The organism is Thiohalomonas denitrificans (assembly GCF_900102855.1).
Taxonomy (GTDB): Bacteria; Pseudomonadota; Gammaproteobacteria; order Thiohalomonadales; family Thiohalomonadaceae; genus Thiohalomonas; species Thiohalomonas denitrificans.
In genome coordinates this window covers 199,237-220,336 of sequence record NZ_FMWD01000006.1, presented here as the reverse complement: position 1 = coordinate 220,336, position 21,100 = coordinate 199,237, and the positions used below count along the sequence as shown (strand labels likewise).

23 protein-coding genes are annotated in these 21,100 nt (G+C 60.9%); 14 read left to right on the top strand and 9 right to left on the bottom strand.

Features of this window, described 5'->3' with window-relative positions; genetic code table 11:
• The first annotated feature begins 3 nt into the window (after window positions 1–3).
• Both BLP65_RS11135 and BLP65_RS11130 read left to right on the top strand, forming a co-directional pair.
• The gene (locus BLP65_RS11135) at window positions 4–660 is read left to right on the top strand and encodes a general secretion pathway protein GspB (RefSeq protein WP_092996926.1); all 657 of its coding nucleotides are present in this window, start codon (window positions 4–6) and stop codon (window positions 658–660) included.
• A 248-nt stretch (window positions 661–908) separates the two neighbouring features.
• Complete coding sequence (locus tag BLP65_RS11130) at window positions 909–1,739, top strand: metallophosphoesterase family protein (RefSeq protein WP_175452538.1); 831 nt, start codon at window positions 909–911, stop codon at window positions 1,737–1,739.
• Window positions 1,740–1,797: 58 nt separating this feature from the next.
• On the opposite strand, the gene BLP65_RS11125 is transcribed toward BLP65_RS11130, so the two are convergent.
• The 3 genes from BLP65_RS11125 to BLP65_RS11115 all read right to left on the bottom strand — a co-directional run bounded on the left by BLP65_RS11125 (window position 1,798) and on the right by BLP65_RS11115 (window position 3,490).
• Window positions 1,798–2,037 carry a hypothetical protein gene (locus BLP65_RS11125; RefSeq protein ID WP_092996920.1) on the bottom strand — a complete coding sequence of 80 codons (240 nt, stop codon included), beginning with the start codon at window positions 2,035–2,037 and terminating at the stop codon, window positions 1,798–1,800.
• Window positions 2,038–2,094: 57 nt separating this feature from the next.
• A complete protein-coding gene (locus tag BLP65_RS11120; protein ID WP_092996917.1) occupies window positions 2,095–2,727 on the bottom strand; it encodes a YkgJ family cysteine cluster protein in 633 nt (210 codons plus the stop codon).
• A gap of 82 nt (window positions 2,728–2,809) precedes the next feature.
• A complete protein-coding gene (locus BLP65_RS11115; RefSeq protein ID WP_092996914.1) occupies window positions 2,810–3,490 on the bottom strand; it encodes a metallophosphoesterase in 681 nt (226 codons plus the stop codon).
• Window positions 3,491–3,657: 167 nt separating this feature from the next.
• Between BLP65_RS11115 and BLP65_RS11110 the strand changes: the two genes are divergently transcribed.
• Window positions 3,658–4,098 (top strand): universal stress protein, encoded by a 441-nt coding sequence (locus tag BLP65_RS11110; RefSeq protein ID WP_092996911.1) that lies wholly within the window; start codon window positions 3,658–3,660, stop codon window positions 4,096–4,098.
• A gap of 205 nt (window positions 4,099–4,303) precedes the next feature.
• Here BLP65_RS11110 and BLP65_RS11105 read toward each other — a convergent pair whose 3' ends face one another.
• Window positions 4,304–6,805 (bottom strand): sensor histidine kinase, encoded by a 2,502-nt coding sequence (locus BLP65_RS11105; RefSeq protein ID WP_092996908.1) that lies wholly within the window; start codon window positions 6,803–6,805, stop codon window positions 4,304–4,306.
• A gap of 373 nt (window positions 6,806–7,178) precedes the next feature.
• Between BLP65_RS11105 and BLP65_RS11100 the strand changes: the two genes are divergently transcribed.
• Together BLP65_RS11100 and metA are read left to right on the top strand one after the other, a co-directional pair.
• Window positions 7,179–7,964 (top strand): ATPase, encoded by a 786-nt coding sequence (locus tag BLP65_RS11100; RefSeq protein ID WP_399351843.1) that lies wholly within the window; start codon window positions 7,179–7,181, stop codon window positions 7,962–7,964.
• A 27-nt stretch (window positions 7,965–7,991) separates the two neighbouring features.
• Window positions 7,992–9,059 (top strand): homoserine O-succinyltransferase MetA, encoded by a 1,068-nt coding sequence (gene metA, locus BLP65_RS11095; protein WP_092996902.1) that lies wholly within the window; start codon window positions 7,992–7,994, stop codon window positions 9,057–9,059.
• A 194-nt stretch (window positions 9,060–9,253) separates the two neighbouring features.
• Here the strand turns inward: metA and rpmG are convergent, their stop codons facing one another.
• The 3 genes from rpmG to radC form a co-directional block, all read right to left on the bottom strand.
• Window positions 9,254–9,421: a 50S ribosomal protein L33 gene (rpmG, locus tag BLP65_RS11090; protein ID WP_092996899.1), complete on the bottom strand. Its 168-nt coding sequence runs from the start codon at window positions 9,419–9,421 to the stop codon at window positions 9,254–9,256.
• 12 nt (window positions 9,422–9,433) lie between these two features.
• Entirely contained in the window at window positions 9,434–9,670 is a 237-nt protein-coding gene (rpmB, locus tag BLP65_RS11085) for a 50S ribosomal protein L28 (RefSeq protein ID WP_092996896.1), read from the bottom strand.
• Between the two features lie 348 nt (window positions 9,671–10,018).
• Window positions 10,019–10,693, bottom strand: a complete 675-nt coding sequence (radC, locus tag BLP65_RS11080) for a RadC family protein (RefSeq protein WP_092996893.1) — start codon at window positions 10,691–10,693, stop codon at window positions 10,019–10,021.
• A 320-nt stretch (window positions 10,694–11,013) separates the two neighbouring features.
• On the opposite strand from radC, the gene coaBC reads away from it, so the two are divergent.
• The 5 genes from coaBC (at window position 11,014) to slmA (ending at window position 15,856) form a co-directional block, all read left to right on the top strand.
• Window positions 11,014–12,222, top strand: a complete 1,209-nt coding sequence (coaBC, locus tag BLP65_RS11075; protein ID WP_092996890.1) for a bifunctional phosphopantothenoylcysteine decarboxylase/phosphopantothenate--cysteine ligase CoaBC — start codon at window positions 11,014–11,016, stop codon at window positions 12,220–12,222.
• Window positions 12,219–12,674 (top strand): dUTP diphosphatase, encoded by a 456-nt coding sequence (gene dut / locus BLP65_RS11070; RefSeq protein WP_092996887.1) that lies wholly within the window; start codon window positions 12,219–12,221, stop codon window positions 12,672–12,674. Before coaBC ends, dut begins: the two co-directional genes overlap by 4 nt.
• 251 nt (window positions 12,675–12,925) lie before the next feature.
• Complete coding sequence (locus BLP65_RS11065; RefSeq protein WP_092996884.1) at window positions 12,926–14,308, top strand: phosphomannomutase/phosphoglucomutase; 1,383 nt, start codon at window positions 12,926–12,928, stop codon at window positions 14,306–14,308.
• A gap of 22 nt (window positions 14,309–14,330) precedes the next feature.
• Window positions 14,331–15,227, top strand: a complete 897-nt coding sequence (gene argB, locus BLP65_RS11060; RefSeq protein ID WP_092997128.1) for an acetylglutamate kinase — start codon at window positions 14,331–14,333, stop codon at window positions 15,225–15,227.
• A 14-nt stretch (window positions 15,228–15,241) separates the two neighbouring features.
• Entirely contained in the window at window positions 15,242–15,856 is a 615-nt protein-coding gene (slmA, locus tag BLP65_RS11055) for a nucleoid occlusion factor SlmA (protein ID WP_092996881.1), read from the top strand.
• Between the two features lie 117 nt (window positions 15,857–15,973).
• Here slmA and BLP65_RS11050 read toward each other — a convergent pair whose 3' ends face one another.
• Both BLP65_RS11050 and pyrE read right to left on the bottom strand, forming a co-directional pair.
• Window positions 15,974–16,606 (bottom strand): DUF4349 domain-containing protein, encoded by a 633-nt coding sequence (locus BLP65_RS11050; RefSeq protein WP_092996878.1) that lies wholly within the window; start codon window positions 16,604–16,606, stop codon window positions 15,974–15,976.
• Window positions 16,607–16,719: 113 nt separating this feature from the next.
• The gene (gene pyrE, locus BLP65_RS11045; protein WP_092996875.1) at window positions 16,720–17,364 is read right to left on the bottom strand and encodes an orotate phosphoribosyltransferase; all 645 of its coding nucleotides are present in this window, start codon (window positions 17,362–17,364) and stop codon (window positions 16,720–16,722) included.
• Between the two features lie 140 nt (window positions 17,365–17,504).
• Between pyrE and BLP65_RS11040 the strand changes: the two genes are divergently transcribed.
• The 4 genes from BLP65_RS11040 (at window position 17,505) to BLP65_RS11025 (ending at window position 21,052) form a co-directional block, all read left to right on the top strand.
• The gene (locus tag BLP65_RS11040) at window positions 17,505–18,380 is read left to right on the top strand and encodes a lipid kinase (RefSeq protein ID WP_175452537.1); all 876 of its coding nucleotides are present in this window, start codon (window positions 17,505–17,507) and stop codon (window positions 18,378–18,380) included.
• Window positions 18,377–18,817, top strand: a complete 441-nt coding sequence (locus tag BLP65_RS11035) for a DUF2383 domain-containing protein (RefSeq protein ID WP_092996870.1) — start codon at window positions 18,377–18,379, stop codon at window positions 18,815–18,817. The genes BLP65_RS11040 and BLP65_RS11035 overlap by 4 nt, the downstream gene beginning before the upstream one ends.
• Window positions 18,818–18,990: 173 nt before the next feature.
• Entirely contained in the window at window positions 18,991–20,373 is a 1,383-nt protein-coding gene (locus tag BLP65_RS11030) for an AmpG family muropeptide MFS transporter (RefSeq protein WP_092996867.1), read from the top strand.
• Window positions 20,366–21,052 carry a sulfite exporter TauE/SafE family protein gene (locus BLP65_RS11025; protein ID WP_092996864.1) on the top strand — a complete coding sequence of 229 codons (687 nt, stop codon included), beginning with the start codon at window positions 20,366–20,368 and terminating at the stop codon, window positions 21,050–21,052. The genes BLP65_RS11030 and BLP65_RS11025 overlap by 8 nt, the downstream gene beginning before the upstream one ends.
• Window positions 21,053–21,100: the final 48 nt, after the last annotated feature.

The window sequence follows — 21,100 nt, the reverse complement described above, 5'->3', positions numbered from 1 at the left end:
CCGGTGTCATATATCCTGGAGGCACTGAACAAGTCCCAGCGTGAGCACGCGCGCGGCAGCGTCCCGACCCTCCAGGGGCAAGCGCTCTCGCTCCGGCCTGTGCGCCGGATTGGGCCGTTGGTGATTGCACTTCTGTTGGGAGCCTTGGTGGCTTTGTTCATCGTCGGTTACGTCTTCCGGGGGCAATACTTCGGCACCGGGACCGTGTCGTCCCTTTCGATGTCCGGGGCGGATATCCGGTCCGAAAGCCCGGCTTCGGAGTCGCCGGAGAACGTTGAGCGTCCCTCGCTGCCTGCAGCGAAGCCGGAGCCGCTCCCCGTTGTCGAGATCGATTCCGAACCCGAACCCCTTCGCCCTACTGGTGACCAAGCCGGGACGAACGGGAGTGTAAAGTCTCCCGCAGCCCCTCCATCGGCGCCCGTCCGGCAGCCTCCGGCCAAGGCCTGGAGCGAACTCCCGGTCGATATCCGTCGGACCATCGGCAATCTGGTGTTGAATATTCACGTCTACAGTGAACGCCCGGAAAAACGCTTTGTCTTCATCAACGAGCGAGAGTACGGAGAGGGAGATGTCCTGAAAGAGGGACCGACCCTGGAGGCCATCGAACCCGGGGGGCTGGTACTCGCCTTTCGCGAAGAGCGCTTCCGGATCGGTATGTAGCACCCTGTCGCCCCCCATCGGGTGACCCGCTTCCTCTCTGAAGCAAACGGTTGCCCCCGCGGCGACGGAGCGGGCCTTTTCGGGAAGAAGCCAGCGGAAGTGCGTGGTACGCTAATGGTTCATGCGGGAAATCGTTTAACGCCCAGCCGGTGATGTAGGTCGGGCTGTAGCCCGTCGGAACCCGATGACGGTCTGAAGGCCGACCTACAGGCATCCGGCCCGGTGCAGAGGCAAACAGAGGCGAGTCCGTGAAACTGGCGGTGATCTCCGATATCCATGGCAACCTCCCCGCCCTCGAGGCGGTGCTGGAGGACCTGGAGCAGTGGCAGCCGGATGAGGTGATCATCAATGGCGATCTCATCAATCGCGGGACCTACAGTCGCGCCTGCCTGCGGCGCATCGGATCACGCCAGCCCCGGGCACACTTTCTCAAAGGTAATCACGAGACCTTCGTCCTCGCCTGTGCGGATCATCCGAGGGAGCCGGGCAATCCGCATTTCGAGCTGCGGCGCTTTGCCCACTGGACGGTTGATCAACTGGGAGCGGCACTGAGCGAGGTAAGGGTCTGGCCCGACCAGCTCGATTTGACGGACCGGGACGGCGGTTCGGTTCACGTGACTCACGGCACCCGGCTGGGCAACCGGGACGGGATTCGCCCTGAAACCGAAGCGCGTGAGCTGACCGACAAACTCGGCGACGCCCGCGACCTGTTTATCACCTCCCATACCCATCGCCCCCTTATCCGTCGGCATGACGGTATGCTGGTGGTCAATACCGGCTCCGTTGGCTCCCCCTTCGATCGTGATCCGCGGGCCGCCTACGGGCGTTTCCACTTTTTCAGTGGTCGTTGGGTCGCGGAGATTGTGCGAGTCGAATACGATCGGGAGCGAGCGGAACGGGACTTCGAGGAGAGCGGTTTCCTCCAGCTTGGCGGTCCGCTGGCGTGGGTAATGTTACGGGAATTGCAACTCTCTCGGGGTCTGATGGGTCCCTGGATGCATCGCTACCACGACGCGGTCAAGGCCGGGCAGATCACCGTCGAGACCGCGGTCAAGGAGTTTCTCCGGGAGTGTCACTGAGTCTTCGGCGCCCGGTCTCCTCTCACGACACCTTTGCACCGGTGCACCGGCGCCGGGCTCAGTCGGATTTTTCTTCCTCTTCCCCGTCCTCTTCCTCTTCCTCTCTGGCCCGATGGTCGCCCGGGTGCATGTCTTCCCGTCGGGGCAATCCCCCTTCACCGGGTTGGTCCCGATCCTTCAGGCTGCCGCCCGCGGGCGCGTTGGTGGCCGAAGTGGCGGCTCCGGGAGAGCGTGGCTCAGCGGGTTTTTCCCTGGCCTTGCGGGCCTCTTCCCGTTGCTTGCGTTCTTCGTCACTCATTATCGGCACCTCCCTGTCGTTTTGCCCTAAAACTAGCACCCTGTTCGACTGCTGACCTCATCCTCGATCAAAGGCATCCATGCGATCGGCCAGTCGGTCCCAGTCGAGTTCCTGCAGCACCTTTGCTAGGGCGTGAACGGTTCCCTTTTTGATCGCCCGGCGTCGTTCGGCCTTGGATTTGACGCCGTGAAACGGCAGCAGATGGAAGAAGGCCTCGTCCTGGTAACGACGGATGGGAGTGAGCACATCCTTCCGCCGCGTGTGATAGGCATCTTCGCCTTTTGCGCAGGATTGCCCGAACACGTTGAAATGGCGGCAGGCCATGGGGCGCATGGGGTGTACGGCACAGCCTCCATCCAGCAGGAACGGGCAAGGGGCCCCCTTCTCGAAGGTGCGCAGCGAATCACGTAACCGTTCCCGGGTTTCACCGCCCAGCTGTTCGGTGGCATACCAGTACAGCCCGATCAGCTCGAGGGGGTAAACCGGGATCGTGGTGTGGGTTTCGCAGCAGTTGCCGCAACCCTTCCCACAGGCCAGGGTTCGCCCCTGGCGCTGTTCCCGGCGAATCGCTTCATGTACGCCCTGGTCGGTGGCGTAATACGCTTCGAGCAGGTACGGCAGCCACTCGTGGCGCTCTTCGGCCTCCGGGAAACGCAATCGTTCGGGGCCGGAACAGGGTGCTTCGGACATGGCTCTTTTCTTGCAGGAGAGGATTCGGATCCTACCACGCCGGCCGGTTGATGCCCCAATCGGGAGCGTATGATCATGGCCCTTACAGGCGGAGAACGGTCAGTCTCCCTGTGGTATAGGCCCCGGTGTCGATGAAGTGGACATTGCCGAGGGTGAGCGGCACGTCAACGATGGTGTGACCGCAGTAGATCTTGGCTGCACCGGGAACGCCGGTATTATTCCGGCTGTAAACCCGGCGGCGGCTCCAGAGAGCGGTGTTGATGGCGTTGCGGTCGCCCCTTTCCACCTGCTCGAGGAAATCGCTCCAGCTTGTCTCTGGCGGCAGGTCGGCGTGGACGATCCCGATCGGGGCTCGCGCTGCCTCGATTACGATGGCGACCGGGAGCCTGTCCAGCAGAGGCAGCAGTCGGCACCGGATCGGCGATGGGGTGTCATCCCACCACTCGCCACCGTTCAACATCCAGGTAAAGCGGACATTGCTGTCCGACTGGGCGTCCAGCGCCATCTGCTCGTGATTGCCTCTTACGCAGTGAAACCAGGGATACTCCAGCCACCGCACGGCCGCCTGGGAGTCCCTGCCGCGATCGATGAGGTCGCCGACGCAGAACAACCGATCACATCGACTGTCGAAAGCCAGTCGTTCGAGCTGCTCTGCCAGCAAGTGAAACTGGCCATGCACGTCGCCGGCAACGAAGTCCCGGCCGAGAGGATTGGCAGAAAAACGTTCGATGCGTCCCATGGAGTCCCAATAGTAGAGGCGCAATAGAACGCCAGCAAAAGATCGTTAGCACTGCGGATAACCATAGGCGATCGCACGAATACGACCCGCAGTCCGAATACCCCCACACGGCAACTTTCCCAAAGGGAAATCACCCCTGCCCAATGGCCTAATCTTGTTTTCAAAGGACCCCGTAAACAAGGAGTGCAGCCATGGCGGGATATCGTCATATCATTTTCGCTACCGACCTGACGGAAGCTGCAGATACGGCAGCGACGCGCGTAGTAGACCAGGCTCGCTGTTCTGGTGGGCGCGTTACCCTGCTGCACGTGGTCGAGCACCTCCCGGATGAAGTGGCCGGGCTTCCGGAGGAGCAGGAAGATCCTGAGAACTACATCCGGGAAAGGGTGGAAAAACGGCTCGCGGACTGGGCCGAACGGGTGCACCTGGGTGACGCGGAGCGCCATGTGGCACTTTCCGATTATTCGGCACGACGCGCCATTCTGGAATACCTCGGCGAACAGCAGGCCGATGTCGTGGTGCTGGGCGCGTTGGGCAATCCCGGCCAGTTGGGAACCACGGTGGACCATGTGGCGGCGAGCGCACCCTGTGATGTCCTTATCGTTCAGGGCAAGGGCTGGACGCCCGGCTAGAGCCTGTCCGAGAAGAGCGACCGTCACGAGGGCAAGGCTCGCAATAGGTCAGTCTATTCTCGGAGATGCTCCTAATGGTTGATGCGCGGTTGATATCTGTGACGGTGGTGCAGGTCGGGCTTAGCCCCCGTGCGTGTTTTCCTTCGCCAGGCTGTTGGCCTGAAGGCCGGCCTGCTGACAGAGTATTCTCCGTGGGATTCTGTGGCTATCCGGATGCGGAGCGGCCGCAGTTATCCCTGGATGGAAAGGTAAAATAGAAGGTGGCGCCCCGATCGGGTTCTGCTTCCGCCCAGATGCGTCCACCGTGCCGCTCGATGATTCGGGATACGGTCGCCAGACCGATACCGTGGCCGGAGAATTCGCGCTCTGCATGGAGCCGCTCGAAAGCGATAAAGAGACGGTCGGCATGGGCCATTCTGAAACCCGCCCCGTTGTCACGGACATAGAACGCGGTTTCGCCAGCGACTTCCTTGACCCCGAAGTGGATGCGCGCGAGAGCTCGTCCCGAGGTGAACTTCCAGGCATTGCCGAGCAGGTTTTCCATGACGACCTGTAACAGGTTGCCGTCGGCCGCTGCAGTGAGCCCCTCTTCGACTACAAATTCGACGCTCTGATCCGGCTTCATCTGCTGCAGCAGGACTCCGGTTTCCCGCGCAATCGCCGACAGATCAATCTCCTCGATCTGCGGCTCCGCTCGGCTGACCCGTGACAGTTTAAGTAGTCCCTCCATGAGCCCGTTCATATGTGCAACTGCCGTGCGAATACGTTGCAGGTCGCTCTTGGCGGATTCACTCAGCTCGGCGGCGTGCTCCTCAAGCAGGATATGACTGAACCCGTCGATGGTTCGCAGAGGCCCCTTGAGGTCGTGGGAAACCGAATAGCTGAAGGCCTCGAGATCCCGGTTGGTACGCAGGAGTTCAACCACATGCTTCGCCAACTGATCGTTGAGGGAATTGATGGAAGCTTCGGCCCACTTGTGCTCGGTAACATCGTTGCCGTAGAGATAGACAAAATCGGAATCCTCGATACGCGCTACGAAGAACTGGTAACAGCGTTCTGTCACGCCGATTTCGAAGGTGCCGCTACCGCTGTTGCGCATGGCGCGCTGCAGCTCATCCTGAAGCGAACCGGGAAGTTCGCCATTGACTCCGAGGTTCCACTTTGCAAGCAGCGGTTCGCTCGCCCGGTTGGCGTATTCCAGGCGGCCACTGCTATCGACACGCAGTATCGGGTTGGGGCTTTCGGCCGGCATAAAGGCGAACAGCCGGCGCTCCCGGTCGATTTGCACCTCACGGGTGATATCCCTTACCAGCAGTGTCTGCTCTTCACCATTGGCTGGCCGGCGTACATGGAACATGCGCTCGCGACCATCCGCATCTTCCAGGTGAAGTACGGTACTCTCGGTCTCGGTGCCAACGAGAAAGGCATCGATGTCTCCACACTCCCTGATGAAGTCCCGCATGGTGGCATTGGCAGGAGTCGTTCCGGTGCTTTCTTTAACGATGACGCCAACCTGCATGGCGTTGGTCACTGCCTGCAGGTGGCGGGAATGTCTGGCTCGCTCCTTGTTCTTTATGGCCGTGCGCTTGAACCGCAATCGGGTTCGCACCTCATTTTTCAGGGCATGACGGGCAGCGGCCAGTGCGGTGGAAAAGGTCTGAAAGCGCGCCATCAATCCGGAGAGTTCATCACCGCGCAATGGAGAAAAGGCGTTTCGCCCCAGCGTCAGGACGGCCATTTCGTCCACTTTTGCGGCCAGTTCGCGCATTTGTCGGGCGACGGCATAGGTCAGAAGGATGAACGGTAGAAGCAGGGCGGCGGTCAGCCAGATCCGCTTGTGCTGCGCCTTGCTGAGTACGGAATTCATCTGCTGCTCGATGGCAGAGCGGGTCAGGAGGGAGGAGAGCTGGGCATCGAGATCGGTAGCGCCGTAATCGGAAAAGGACTTGGTCGTGACCAGAAATTCGCTTTGTAGCTGGCTCATTTCTGTTCCGGGAGAGACAAAATCGGGCGCATTGCTGGCGATTACCCGGCGCGGCTGATCACCGATAAGTGCCAGATAGGTGTCAGGGCCGGCTCCATGCGCCACACGGCGGAGAAACTTGTTGTCGATGGGTGACGCAAACAGCAGAGTGCCGGTGTGGCCACCCATATCGAAAGGCTCGACAGCCACTGTGTACGGGGTTTGCCCGATTTCGATCAAGTGACTCTGATCGGGGGCGAGTTTCTCCAGCAGTGCCGAAGCGGACAATAGTGGTTCCGGCGGCGGGGCCGGCAGGGGACTGAATACTTCACGGGCATTGCCCCGGGCGTTGAGCAATATGGCGAAGCGGATGTCGTAAAACGCCTCCAGTATCGATCGTTCAGGCATCCAGGGAGGCGGTTCCCGGTGGATCAGCGGCGGCCCGTGACGCTCGGACCAGTCCACCTTGGCCACATACTCGGTGAATCTCATCTGTGAGGCGATTAGCCGCGCAGCCCGGTTGTGATGCTCCAGGCGCTGATTGAACGCGTAGCGGTCGCGGAGGGCCTGTCCCTCGAGATCCTCCTTCACGGTTTCAAGGAAGACGCCTTCCAGATCCCGCGTCATCTGGTAATCGAAACCGAGCCAGACCCCGGTACCCAGCAGAAGGGTCAGTCCGACCACCTTGCGGGTGAGGCTCAGTCTCTGCACCCAGGAGAAAAGGGCACGCCCCGGCGGCTTCATGGGACCCTGCTACCCTTTGCTGCCGGGGAGTGCGCTCGATCAACGTCGACGCTCGTCACCATTTGGCGCCGAACGCGATGGCTGCTTTCCATTCACCCTCCGAGGAGGTGTGGGATGATTAAACCGGTAGGCGCCTGTGTCTGCGTATGTATCACCGTGCAGGGACAAACTCCGACATAATAGTTGGATAAGTTCCGGCATTTGGATAAGTTCCGGTATATGGAACAATAAATCAAGTACGGGCATCGCTTGGCCTGACAGGGATGAAGTCCTTGCTTTACAATTCCACGGGTTTTCCGCTGGAGCATCTGTCGTGAAGCTGAGTGCCAAGCAATTTCGAAACTGGAAAACCAAGCGCATTACTTTGCTGGGAATGTCGGGCGTGGGCAAGACCCGCCTTTCCAACATTCTGCTGCAGGGTAGCTGGTTTCATTATTCTGCCGATTACCGCATCGGTACCCGCTATCTGGACGAAGCAATCCTCGACAACATCAAGCAGCAGGCGATGCAGGTGCCGTTTCTTCGCGACTTGCTGCGGTCGGATTCCATCTACATCCGCAACAATATTACCGTCGATCATCTGAAACCGGTTGCCAGCTTCATGGGCAAGATCGGCAATCCCGAGAAAGGCGGGCTGTCCCTGCAGGAATTCAAGCGTCGCCAGGGATTGCACCATCAGGCCGAGGTGGCGGCCCTTAAGGATGTGCCCGCGTTTATCGAGAAGGCCCAGAGCATCTATGGCTATCGCCATTTCATCAACGATGCCGGCGGTAGCGTCTGTGAATTGGATGACCCCGAGGTGACGGAGGTACTGGAGCGGGAAACCCTGCTGCTGTACATCCAGGCTACGGAAAAAGATGAACAGGAACTGATCCGTCGGGCCGCTTCGGACCCCAAGCCGCTTTACTACCGCGAGGCCTTTCTGGATGAACAGCTCTCGACCTATATGGGTGAGCGTCGGCTGGAGTATGTGGCACAGATTGACCCCGATGATTTCGTTCGCTGGGTATTCCCGCGTCTGTTCTACTCCCGCATCCCGCGCTACCAGGCGATGGCCGGTAGCTACGGCTATACCGTGACCACCAACGAATTGTGGCGGGTGAAGAGCGAGGGGGATTTCCTGGAGCTGGTCGAGACGGCCATTGCCCGTCAGTCGTAATCCTTTGTTTTCGAGGTAACCGAACCGATGCCGCTGGTCGCCAATACCGAACTTCCCGCCTTCAGCCGTCTTCGCCAGGAGGGGCAGAATGTCCTTGAGCGCGATGTGGCCGTGCACCAGGATATTCGTGAATTGCATGTGGGGCTGCTCAACATGATGCCTGATGCGGCGCTCTCCGCCACCGAGCGCCAGTTTTTCCGGCTGGTGGGCGAGGCGAACCAGATCGCCCAGTTTTACATGCACCCGTTCACCCTGAAGGAGCTTGAGCGGGGGCCGGACGCAGCCGGACATATTGACCGTTATTACGAGCGCTTCGAGGACCTGATGGATGAGGGGCTCGATGCGCTGATCATTACTGGTGCCAACGTGCAGGGGACCGAGCTTTCGGAACAGCCATTCTGGAAGCCGCTCATCAGGGTCATCGACTGGGCCTATGAAAACGTCACCTCGACGCTCTGCTCATGCCTGACGACCCACGCCGTCATGGAGTTCCGCTATGGCCAGAAACGCCGGCCACTGGGATTCAAGCGCTGGGGTGTCTATTCGCACCGCGTGTCCGGTCAGCATCCGCTGGTCGCCGGCGTCAACACCCGCTTCGATGTGCCTCACTCCCGTTTCAATGCGATCGGGCGGGAGCAGTTCGAGTCGGTGGGCTGTCGGGTCCTGGCCGAAAGCGAGGAGGCCGGAGTGCACCTGGCAACCAGTGAGGATCTGTTCCGGCTGGTGTTTTTCCAGGGTCATCCGGAGTATGACGTCATCAGCCTGCTCAAGGAGTACAAGCGTGAGGTGACGCTGTTTGGCGCCGGCAGGCGCGATGACTATCCGCCATCCATCGATAACTATTTCACGCCCCAGGCGGAGGCCATTCTCGATGAGCATCGCTTACGGGTGTCCAGCGCCCGGGAGCGGGGCCAACCCATCCCCGAGTTTCCCGAAAAGCTGATCGTCGACTATCTGGACAACACCTGGCACGACACTGCCGAGGCCATCATCAACAAGTGGATCGGCCGCGTGTATCAGCTCACCCACCATGACCGCAAACGGCCCTTCAAGGAAGGAATCGACCCGAACGATCCCTTCGGACTACGTGGCTGAGCGGTAAAGCCGAACCACGGGGACAGCGGGGTGTGGGAAGGGTGATGGTTTTCCCTCCGTGTCCCCCGTGCCCCCGTGGTTATCCGCCGTTATCTGTCCGCCTTCGCCGATCGGAAAGCCGGTGCCGAACAGCGGGCAATAAAAAACCCGGCCTGGACCGGGTTTTTCAGCGCGTAGTAGCAGGGAGGCGTTGATTACTTGATCTTCGCTTCCTTGTACATCACGTGCTTGCGAACCACCGGATCAAATTTCTTGATCTGCATTTTCTCCGGCATGTTGCGCTTGTTTTTGTCGGTCGTATAGAAGTGACCCGTTCCGGCACTGGAGACCAGCCGGATCTTTTCGCGTATACCTTTAGCCATGACCGATCCTCCTTACACCTTTTCGCCGCGGGCACGAATCTCCGCGAGTACGGTGTCGATACCTTTCTTGTCGATAATACGCATGCCATTGCTGCTGACCCGCAGCTTGACCCAGCGCTTCTCGCCTTCTACCCAGAACCGGTGGGAATGAAGGTTCGGCAGGAAACGGCGCTTGGTCTTGTTGTTGGCGTGCGAAACATTATTACCGGTGATCGGACGTTTGCCCGTTACCTGGCATACCCTGGACATGATTCCGCCTCCAATTTCCAAATTCGTCTGCCCGAAGGCAGAAAGCCGGACTTTATAGCAGAAAGCGTTTCCGGTCACAAGTGAAAGCTGCAAGGGGATTGCTGAGCATGGAGACCACAACGAGTGAAAAGATTCGCAAGTTCAACGGTTTACTGATGAGCTTGGCGGCGCCGGCAAAAAAACGGCTACCGCCAGGGTTTTCCCTTTCCCGCGGTTTCCCGTGGTGAGATCTTTTGGAACCCTCTAAAAAGTCATTTTTCGTCACTCCCGCGAAAGCGGGAGCCCAGTAAAAGCAAACGGCTGGATTCCCGCTTTCGCGGGAATGACGAATTTATCGGAGTGCCCTTTTTACAGTAGCCCCCGCTCGGCAAGGGAGGTGATTTCACCATCACCAATGATCAGGTGGTCCAGTACGCGAACATCGATTAGGGCCAGTGCCTCCTTGAGGCGACCGGTAATGTGTTCGTCGGCACGGCTGGGCTCGGCGACTCCCGAAGGGTGGTTGTGGGCAAGGATGAGGGCGGCGGCATTGTGGCTGAGAGTGCGTTTGACCACCTCCCGGGGATGTACCGAAGCCCCGTCGACGGTGCCAAAGAAGAGTTCTTCATAGGCCAATACCCGATGGCGATTATCGAGGAACAGGCAGGCAAAGACTTCCCGGCCTTCACCTCGAAGCCGCGCCGCCAGGTAGCGGCGGGTTGCATCGGGGCTGGTAAGGGCGTCCCCGCGCCGAAGCGCCGTCATCAGATGGCGGCGGCTGATCTCGAGCGTTGCCTGAAGCTGCACGAATTTCGCTTCGCCCAGCCCCCTGGCCTCGCAGAATCCGTCGCGGTCCGCCTCCAGCAACGGGCGCAGGCCGCCGAAGCGGTTCAACAGATCGCGTGCCAGATCCACGGCGGTCTTGCCCGGCACCCCCGTGCGCAGGAAAATCGCCAGCAATTCGGCATCCGACAGGCTGTCCGCGCCCCTTTCCAGCAACTTCTCGCGCGGCCGTTCGGTAGCCGGCCAGTCCGTGATCGCCATCCGCAAACCTCCATGTTGAACATCGTGTCGATTCTATCGCCAGTCAGTGGCGAGTGGCTAGTAGCGAGTGGCGAGTGGCTAGTAGCTAGTTGCTAGGACACGTCCGGGGCACTTTGGGATCGGGCTAAACCCGCTCACCCTTGCCACTCGCCTTTCGCCTTTTGTCTCTCGCCACTCGTCCCTCGCCACTCGTCCCTCGCCACTCGCCACTCGTCCCTCGTCCCTCGTCACTCGTCCCTCGCCACTCGCCACTCGCCACTCGCCACTCGCCACTCGCCACTCGCTACTAGCCACTCGCCACTGGTGTTAAACTCCGGGATATGCAAGCGCTTACCGACAAACGGGTTTTGCTCGGCGTGACCGGGGGCATTGCCGCGTACAAGAGTGCCGAGCTGGTACGGGAGCTGCGCCGTGCCGGGGCCGATGTACGGGTGGTGATGACGCCTGCTGCGGGTCAGTTCATTGCCCCCATGACCCTCCAGGCGCTTTCCGGCCATCCGGTTCGAAGCGAGCTCTTCGACCCCGCCCATGAGGCGGCGATGGGGCATATCGAGCTGGCGCGCTGGGCCGATCTGGTGCTGGTGGCCCCCGCCAGCGCCGATTTTCTCGCCCGATTGACGGCGGGGATGGCGGACGACCTGCTGTCCACGCTCTGCCTGGCCACCGAAGCCCCGCTGGTGGTGGCCCCGGCAATGAACCGGCAGATGTGGCTGGCGGCCGCCACCGTCGATAACGTTGCGCGCCTGGCCTCACGGGGTATCCATCGGCTGGGCCCGGCGGAGGGCGAACAGGCCTGTGGCGAGACCGGACCGGGACGCATGCTGGAGCCGGAGTCGCTGGTCGAGGGGCTCGCGGGCCTGCTTCGCCCCAGGGATTTCGACGGCGTTGCGGTGACCATCACTGCCGGTCCCACCCGGGAAGCGCTGGACCCGGTGCGATTCCTCTCGAACCACAGTTCGGGAAAGATGGGATTCGCCCTGGCCGCCGCTGCAAGGGCACGCGGTGCCCGGGTACGGCTGGTGGCCGGCCCGGTGGCACTGGACACCCCTGTGGGGATTGAGCGCATCGACGTGGAAAGTGCCGAACAGATGCTGGAGAGTGTACTGGCTGGCCCCGGTGATCTCTTCATCGGTTGCGCGGCGGTGGCCGATTACCGGCCCGGATTGCCGGCGGCGGAGAAGATAAAAAAACAGGAGGCGAGGATCACCCTCGAACTGGAACGCAACCCCGATATTCTGGCCGCGGTCGCCGGACTCGCGCAAAGACCGTTTGCGGTCGGATTTGCCGCCGAAACGCAGGATCTGGTGGTTAATGCCCGCAACAAGCTGCGCAACAAGCACCTCGACCTGATTGCCGCCAATCTTGTGGGCGAACGGGCCGAAGGGAGGGGGTTCAATAGTGACTATAATGCGCTGCACGTCATTTGGGAGGGAGGCGATGACGCGCTTCCCCTCATGCGCAAATCGGAACTGGCACACCGACTGCTGGACCGGGTGAGGGCGCGTATGCCGAACGGGGAGAAGGTATGAGAAACATCGAACTCAAGGTTTTGGACAAGCGGCTGGGGAGCACCATACCCATGCCCCACTACGCGACGGATGGGTCAGCGGGTCTGGACCTGCGAGCCTGTCTGGAAGAGCCGCTGAGCCTTGCGCCCGGAGAGACGCACCTGATTCCGACGGGCCTTGCGATCCATATCGGGGATCCGACGCTCGCGGCCGTATTACTGCCGCGTTCCGGTCTCGGTCACAAGCACGGCATCGTGCTCGGCAACCTGGTTGGACTGATCGATTCCGATTATCAGGGACAGGTCTATGTATCGTGCTGGAATCGGGGAGATCACTCTTTTACGATTCAGATCGGTGAGCGCATCGCGCAGATGGTCTTTGTCCCCATTGCCCAGGTGCAGTTTTCCGTGGTGGAGGAATTTGAAGAAAGCGCCCGCGGGGTCGGCGGTTTCGGTCACACCGGGACCCGGTAACGCTACCTCGTCCGGTCTGGTGTGCATGGCTCCGGGTGCCGCCTCCGCGCATGGATTACCATACTGCACCGCAGAGACGCAGAGTGCGCCGGGTTTCGCGGAGTTCCTTATGTGGAATCAGGTGAAAAGATAGCGACCTCAACCCTGAAGCCTTTCCTGGCGAACCTCTGTGCCCTCTGCGGCGAGTGTCAGTTGGTGGGCGTTCAGGCGTTCTCGGCAAGGTCATCGTTCCAGGATGGGAAACCTCAATTATGACGCTTGAACTGCCGGAGACGATCTTCCGCACCTATGACGTTCGCGGGGTTGTGGGTGAGGGATTTGATGTGCCGCAGGTCGAGGCCATCGGCCGTGCCTTGGGAAGCGAGGCCCGGGAACGCGGTGCAACGCGTATTGCACTCGGACGTGACGGTCGTCTCTCCGGGCCGAGGCTGATGGATGCCATGGCCGCCGGACTGCAGGCAACCGGCCTCGAGGTGCTGGACCTCGGCTGTGTGCCGACGCCCGTGCTCTACTTCGCAGCGCATACCCGCACCGACGGAAACGGGGTGATGGTGACGGGTAGTCATAATCCGCCCGACTATAACGGGCTGAAGATGATGGTCGGGGGAGAGACCCTCTCGGGTGATGCCATTACCGGCCTGCGCCGGCGTTTTCGGGAAAACCGCCTGACCAGCGGGCGCGGCGGGCGCCGGGATGTCGCGGTTTCGGAAGAGTATCTGCAGCGGATCGTCTCTGATATCTCCCTCAGGCGGCGCCTCAAGGTCGTGGTCGATTGCGGAAACGGTGCGGCCGGGGTATTGGCTCCGGAGTTGCTGAGGCGTCTCGGTTGCGAGGTGGTGGAGCTGTTTTGTGAGGTGGACGGCCGCTTTCCCAACCATCACCCCGATCCCAGCCAGCCGGAGAACCTTGCCGACCTGGCCCGAACCGTGGCCCGGTCCGGTGCCCATGTGGGCTTCGCCTTTGACGGCGATGGCGACCGTTTGGGCGTGGTGACGCCCGAAGGCAAACCGGTCTGGCCTGATCGGCTGATGATCCTCTTTGCCCGCGACGTGCTCTCGCGCCGTCCGGGTGCGAAGATTATCTATGACGTAAAATGCAGCGGCCGACTGGGCGACGCGGTCAGGGCCGCCGGAGGTACGCCGGAGATGTGGCTCACGGGGCACTCGCTACTGAAAGCACGCCTGAAGGCGACCGCCGCTCCCCTTGCGGGAGAGATGAGCGGACACTTCTTTTTTGCCGAGCGGTGGTACGGTTTCGACGATGCCCTTTATGCCGCCGCCCGGCTGGCGGAGATCCTGACTGCCGATATCCGATCGCCCTCGGAGGTCTTTGCCGCATTGCCCGATGCGATCAATACGCCGGAATTGCGGGTAGAAATGGCAGAGGGCGAGCCGCAATGCTTTATGGAAGCCCTTTCGGCGCGAACCGGAATGTTCGCTGGTGCACAGCTGACCACCATTGACGGCGTGCGGGCCGATTTTGCCGATGGATGGGGACTGGTTCGCTGCTCCAACACGACCCCGAGTCTGGTATTGCGTTTCGAAGCGGATGACGCTTCGGGTCTGCATCGTATCCAGGCCCGGTTCCGGCAGGTGATGCAGGATGTGCAACCCGGCATCGAGCTACCGTTTTGACAACCAACCACAATATCAGGCCATGAATAAAGATCGAGACGCAGCCCTCAACAGCGCCAAGGTTCTGAGCGAAGCGCTGCCCTACATCCGCCGCTTCTCCGGCAAGACCCTGGTGATCAAATACGGCGGTAATGCCATGGTGGATGACGCCCTGAAAACGGGCTTCGCCCGCGACGTGGTGTTGATGAAGCTGGTGGGCATGAATCCCGTGGTCGTGCATGGCGGAGGTCCGCAGATCGGCGAGCTGCTGGAACGCATCGGCAAGGAGAGCCGGTTTGTCGAAGGCATGCGGGTAACCGACTCGGAAACCATGGATGTGGTGGAGATGGTGCTCGGTGGTCTGGTCAACAAGGAGATCGTCTCACTGATCAACCGAAACGGCGGACGCGCCGTGGGGCTGACTGGCAAGGATGGCGACCTGATCCATGCCCGCAAGATGACCTTCACACGCAGCGCGCCGGAGATGAACACGCCCGAGATCATCGATATCGGCCATGTGGGCGAGGTGGAGCATATCAACGCCGAAGTGGTGGATATGCTGATCCATGGCGATTTCATTCCCGTGGTGGCGCCGATCGGCGTGGGCCGCGATGGGCAGTCCTACAACATCAACGCCGATGTGGTTGCCGGCAAGCTGGCCGAGGGCCTTGGTGCCGAAAAGCTGATACTGCTGACCAATACGGCCGGACTGCTGGACAAGGAGGAAGAGGTGCTCACCGGTCTTTCGTCCACTCGTGTCGACGAACTGATTGCCGATGGCACCATCCATGGCGGCATGTTGCCCAAGATCCGCTGTGCCCTGGAGGCGGTGCAGTCCGGTGTGCGGACGGCCCACATCATCGACGGGCGCGTGCCTCACGCCCTGCTGCTGGAGATTTTTACGGATGCCGGTGTCGGTACGTTGATTGAAAACGGTTAAGGGGGAGTGGGCGTATGAATAACGAGAACAACAAACCGCCACGGCGGCAGCAGATCCTCGAGGCCCTTGCCCGGGAGCTGGAGACCAGTCCCGGGGCACGCATTACCACGGCCGCACTCGCCCGGGCCGTAGGGGTCTCCGAGGCCGCCCTCTATAGGCACTTTCCCAGCAAGGCCAAGATCTATGAAGGCTTGATCGAGTTTATCGAGGAGTCGGTATTCGGACTGATCAACCGCATCGTGGCCGACGAGCGACAGGTGGCGAACCGCTGCGAAAAGATCCTGCTTGTGCTGCTGGGCTTCTCCGATCGCAATCCCGGCATCACCCGGATCCTGATGGGTGACGCGCTGACCGGTGAAACGGATCGGCTGCGCGCCCGTATCGGCCAGTTCTTCGATCGGGTCGAGACACAGTTCAAACAGGCCCTGCGCGAAGGTCAGGCGGCCGGGGATGCCGCCACGGACCTGCCGGTGTCGGCGGTTGCCAACCTGCTTCTCGCCACGGCGGAAGGGCGCATGAATCAGTTCGTGCGCTCGGGGTTTACTCGCTCGCCCCTGGAACATTGGGAGCAGCAATGGAATCTGCTGCGCGCCGCCCTGCTCGAGCCGGCCACGGCCATGGAGCCGTAGCGGCGGCCGACCCAAAACAGGGCGCAGGGTCGGCGGAGTCGTTCAGGGCTACGGATCCCGGATCCGTACGGAGCAGGCGGGCAGTCACTCTGCGATCTTGCAGTGAGCAGCGCTTAGTTAGCGACGCCTCCGGCTTTTCAGATAACGGAATCGCTCAAGGTCTTCTTGGTTCTGTCTCTGCAGGGCCGCCTTTTCCGCTTCCTTGCTGTCGATGTGCGCCTGTTTATCGGCGATTTGCCTTTTCAGGCTGATGATGTCCTGTTGCAGGCTCTCGGGGATCGGGCGGTTCGCTTGATCGAGCCGGGTGGCGCGCTCCTCGTGTTTCTGCAGGGATTTCCGGGTGTTGTCCATGGAGCGTCTGGTAACATCGATGGTCGCCTCAATCGCTGCGGTCTTGCGATTCCCGGAAGCGATCAGCTCCTCCTCGGTGGTGAAGGTCGACAGCAATACGCGATCGTGGTTTTCCTGCCTTGCTCGCCGCGCCTCTTCGCTGGCGCGACGGTGCTCGGCTTCGGCGTTTCGCCGGCGCTCTTCCGCCAATTCTTCCCGGCTCTTGGCGCGCTCCTTCACCTCCACCGTCAGACCGCGGTTGTTCAGCGTATTTACTTGGTCCTGTGCATATTCCGGCGGTACCACGTTGCCGCATTCGCGGAAGCCATCGCTGTTGGTCCAGCATTCAATCGCGGCGGCGGTCTGAACTGCCGTCAACAGCAGTCCGGCGGCGAGGAGGGTCAGGTTTTTCGGGATCACAGGCACACTCCTTCCTGTTAGGGCGGATCGGGGCTCATTATACTGCCGCAATCGCCCGCCGTCTTTCTCAGCTGGTGGGCAACCACAGTTTGCTGCTTTGCGAACCCCTGGCGTCAGCTAATACCGTAGCGATCGCGGTAGGCCCGGATTTTCTCCAGGTGTGGCTTGAACGTGTCGTTGTGCTGGAGAAACCGCGCCAGATCATCAAGGGTGACGATGCTGACGACGGGAATCTGGTATTTTGCCTTCACTTCCTGGATGGCTGAGAGCTCTCCCTTGCCTCGCTCCTGCCGGTCCAACGCGATCACTACCCCGGCGGCCTTTGCCCCTGCCGCTTCGATAAGTGCCATGGATTCTCCGACCGCAGTCCCGGCAGTGATTACGTCATCGACGATCAGCACTTCGCCGGCAAGCGGGGCCCCGACGATATTTCCCCCCTCACCATGCTCTTTCACCTCTTTGCGATTGAAGCTGAAGGGCACATCACGATCATGGTGGTCGGCCAGGGCAATCGCAGCGGCTCCGGCCAGCGGAATGCCCTTGTAGGCCGGGCCGAAGAGGACGTCAAACTTGATGTCAGCGTCCTGGATTGCCGCAGCATAGAAACGACCCAACTGGGCCAGCTTGGCGCCACTGTTGAACAGGCCGGCATTAAAGAAATAGGGGCTCAGCCGACCCGACTTCAGGGTGAATTCTCCAAAACGGAGCACATCGCTCGCCAATGCGAATTCGATGAATTCGCGTTTGTAATCCTGCATGACCCACCTCGGTGCAAAACGGTGGCGTATTGTAACAGGGGATGGTCGGCTTGTTGCCTCGATAGCTGTCCTGGTCGTGGCCGCACTGAACTAAACTGATTTGAGGGTCTCACCTGTTGGGTCATAGCCTGGAAACCTCTGTGCCTTCTCTTCTGCTACTGGTCAATCGCCATAGTCGCTACGGGGAAGCCGGCGTGGACGGCGTCGCGAAGCGGCTTTCATCTCACGGCTTTACCGTGCAACAGGTGACTCCCGATACACCCGCCGAGGGCGTACTGCTGCTGCGTCGCTACTGTGCAATGGCCGATGTGATCGTCGTGGGTGGCGGTGACGGCACCTTCAATCAATTGGGCGCGGCACTGGCGCGCTGCGGACGTCCGGTCGGTATCCTGCCGCTGGGGACGGCCAATGACCTGGCCCACTCGCTGAATATTCCCAATGACCCTGATGAAGCCGCCGAGGTGATCGTGCGGGGGATAAAAAAGCGCATCGATTACGGGGAAGCCAACGGCGTTGCGTTTTTCAATGCTGCCAATGTCGGTCTGGGCACTTCCGTGGATCTGGAGCTGACCACCAGGGAGAAGCGGCGTTGGGGGGTGATCGGATACCTGCGGGCACTGCGTCGCGCCTGGAAACGCAACCAGCCTTTTGTGGCTGAAATTGTCTGCGACGGGCGACAACGCCGGGAACACCTGATGCATTTGGTGGTGGGTAATGGCCGACGTCACGGCGGTGGCATATTGATTCAGGAGGAAGCCGATGTGGCTGATGGCATTTTTCATCTTTATGGTATTCGTCCCCAGCCCTGGTGGCGACTTCCGCGAACTGCGACCGGGATATGGCGTGGCGCGCAACCGGGCAGCGCCGCCATGCGCGATGACGGGAGGGAGATCCGCATCACTACATCACCGCCTCTGCCGGTTGCGGCTGATGGAGAGTTGATTACCCATACGCCGACCCTGTTCCGCGTGGTGCCCGAAGCCATCGAGGTGTTTGTGCCGGAGGCCGATTCGTGAGTGTGTTGCGCGATGAGCGGCTTGCGGAGCTGAATGAACTGCTGGTTCGTTGTAATGAAGCCAGCCTGCACTACCGTGATGCAGCCGAATGGACGCAGGACACTGCCCTTGCCACTCTCCTTGGAGACCTGGCCGAACAGCGGCAGGCGAGCGGACGCGAGCTGAGTGCCCACATACGCGCGCTGGGTGACCTTCCCGATGCCCTGGACGAGGACCGGGAATCTTTCAGTCGTTTGGCTGCCCTGGTGAAACGCTCTTTTTCTGAAAACGCCCACACCCTCTCCGAAACCCTGAAGAGGGAGGTAAGCGTTTTGGAGCGGGGGATTGCCGAACAGGCGGATCGTACGCTCTCTACGGCGATCTCCGGACCGGTCAGGACCTGTGTGCAGCGCCTGCGGGATTCGGCAAGAGCGACCGTGCAGCAGATGGAGCATTGACCCCGGCGATGCGGACCTCCGGGATTCGGCCCGGAAGGACAAGTGCCAGAGGGGGGAAGGGGGTCCGCATCTCACCTCCGACTTGCTCAAGTGGCGTGTTGAGTGCGGGAGAGGTAGCATGCGGGAGGTAACTTTCTCTCCCACATCGACCCGGAACTTCCCAGCACAGCTGCATGAGCAATACCACTACCGGATTTCGTGACGGCTTTCGGCTCTACCGCCATCCGCGGGTAGCGACGATGCTTTTCTTGGGCTTTTCCTCCGGATTGCCGCTCCTGCTCGTGTTTGGCACGCTCTCCTTCTGGCTGCGGGAGGCGGGAGTCGAACGTGGAACTATCGGTTTCATCAGCTGGGCGGCTCTGGCCTACGGGTTCAAATGGGCATGGGCACCGCTGGTTGACCGATTACCGTTACCCCTGCTGACCCGCACACTTGGCCGACGGCGGGCCTGGTTGCTGGCTTCCCAGCTCACAGTCGTTGTGGCGCTGCTCGGCATGGCCTTTTCCGATCCCTCCAGCAACCTTTCACAACTGGTGGTACTGGCCGTATTGGCCGCCTTTGCTTCGGCCACACAGGACATCGCGGTCGACGCCTTTCGAATCGAAAGCGCGCCACAGCGCATTCAGGCCGCCATGGCCTCCACCTACATGATCGGGTATCGGCTGGCGATGATCAGCGCCTCGGCGGGTGTGCTCTGGGTGGCGGCCTGGTTCGACCCGGACGAGGGGAGTTATCAACACCTGCCCTGGCTGTTCGCCTACAGCACCATGGCTGGATTAATGGGGATCGGGATCCTCACCACCCTGATCGTCCGTGAACCCGACGTGAAGGTGGATGCGGCCACAATGGCGAAGGAGGAGGTGGGGGCCACGACCTTGCGCGGATGGCGCTCGCTGCCACGACGACTGGAGCGCGCCATCGAGTGGATGTGGCGTGCCGTGGTCAGCCCCTTTGCCGATTTTCTGCGTCGCTACCGCTGGCATGCGCTCTTGCTGCTTGCGTTGATTGCCACGTATCGCATTTCCGATATCGTCCTCGGCGTCGTGGCCAATATTTTTTATGTCGATATGGGCTTTACGAAAGCGGAAGTCGCCAATGTGACCAAGGTCTTCGGTATAGCAATGACGCTGCTGGGCGCGGTACTCGGCGGAGCCCTGGTGGGGCGCTTCGGCGTGATGCGTATCCTCTTTATCGGCGCGCTGCTTGCCGCAGCGACCAATCTGCTGTTCGCACTGCTTGCTACTGTGGGGCATGATCTGTCGCTGTTGATTGTCGTCGTGGGGATGGACAATCTGAGCGGCGGTCTTGCGTCGGCGGCCTTCGTCGCCTATCTCTCGGGCCTGACCAATATCTCCTATTCGGCCACCCAGTATGCGCTGTTCAGTTCATTGATGATGCTGTTGCCAAAGTTTGTCGGTGGATTTTCCGGCACGGCGGTGGATGCCTTCAGTTACCCGGAATTCTTCGTGGCTACAGCACTGATGGGGTTGCCGGTACTGATTTTGGTCTGGCTCGCCTGGCGCTTTGTACCGGCGGAGGAGAACGTCCGTGATTGAGTTCAGCCTGGCCGCAGCATTTCTTGCCGGGTTGCTCGGAGGAGTTCACTGTATCGGAATGTGTGGCGGGATCGTCGGGGCGCTGGGCCTGGGCCTTCCCCCCGGCGTGAGAGAAAAGCACTACGGTGTCCTGCCTTACCTGCTTGGCTATAACGCCGGACGACTGATCAGTTATACCCTTGCCGGCGCCCTGTTCGGGGGTGTGGGAGTCGTCGCAGCCAATCTGCTGGCCGTCAATCAGGCGCAACATGTGCTGCAGTTCGTGGCCGGCTTCTTTATGGTGGCGCTGGGCCTCTACCTGGGAGGCTGGTGGTTCGGGATTGCTCGCCTGGAGAGAGTTGGCGGTGGTGTATGGCGGCGTCTGGAGCCACTGGGTCGCAAGTTGCTTCCCGTCCGCACCCTGCCCCAGGCCGTGGCGATGGGGCTGGTCTGGGGCTGGCTGCCTTGCGGTCTGGTCTACAGCATCCTTATCTGGGCGATAGCGGCGGGCAGTGCTGTCGAAGGTGCGCTGCTGCTGCTGGCCTTCGGTCTTGGTACGCTGCCCAATCTGCTCGCGATGGGGCTTTTTGCCGCCCGGCTGGCCGCCTGGACCCGACAAGTCTGGGTGCGTCGGATTGCCGGGGCCACCGTCATCGCCTTCGGCGTGGCAACGTTGGCAAGCCCCTGGATTTGGGGATAATCCTATCTGGCAGCATGTTTGCTCCGATTTCCAAGCCCGCCAGGCGCT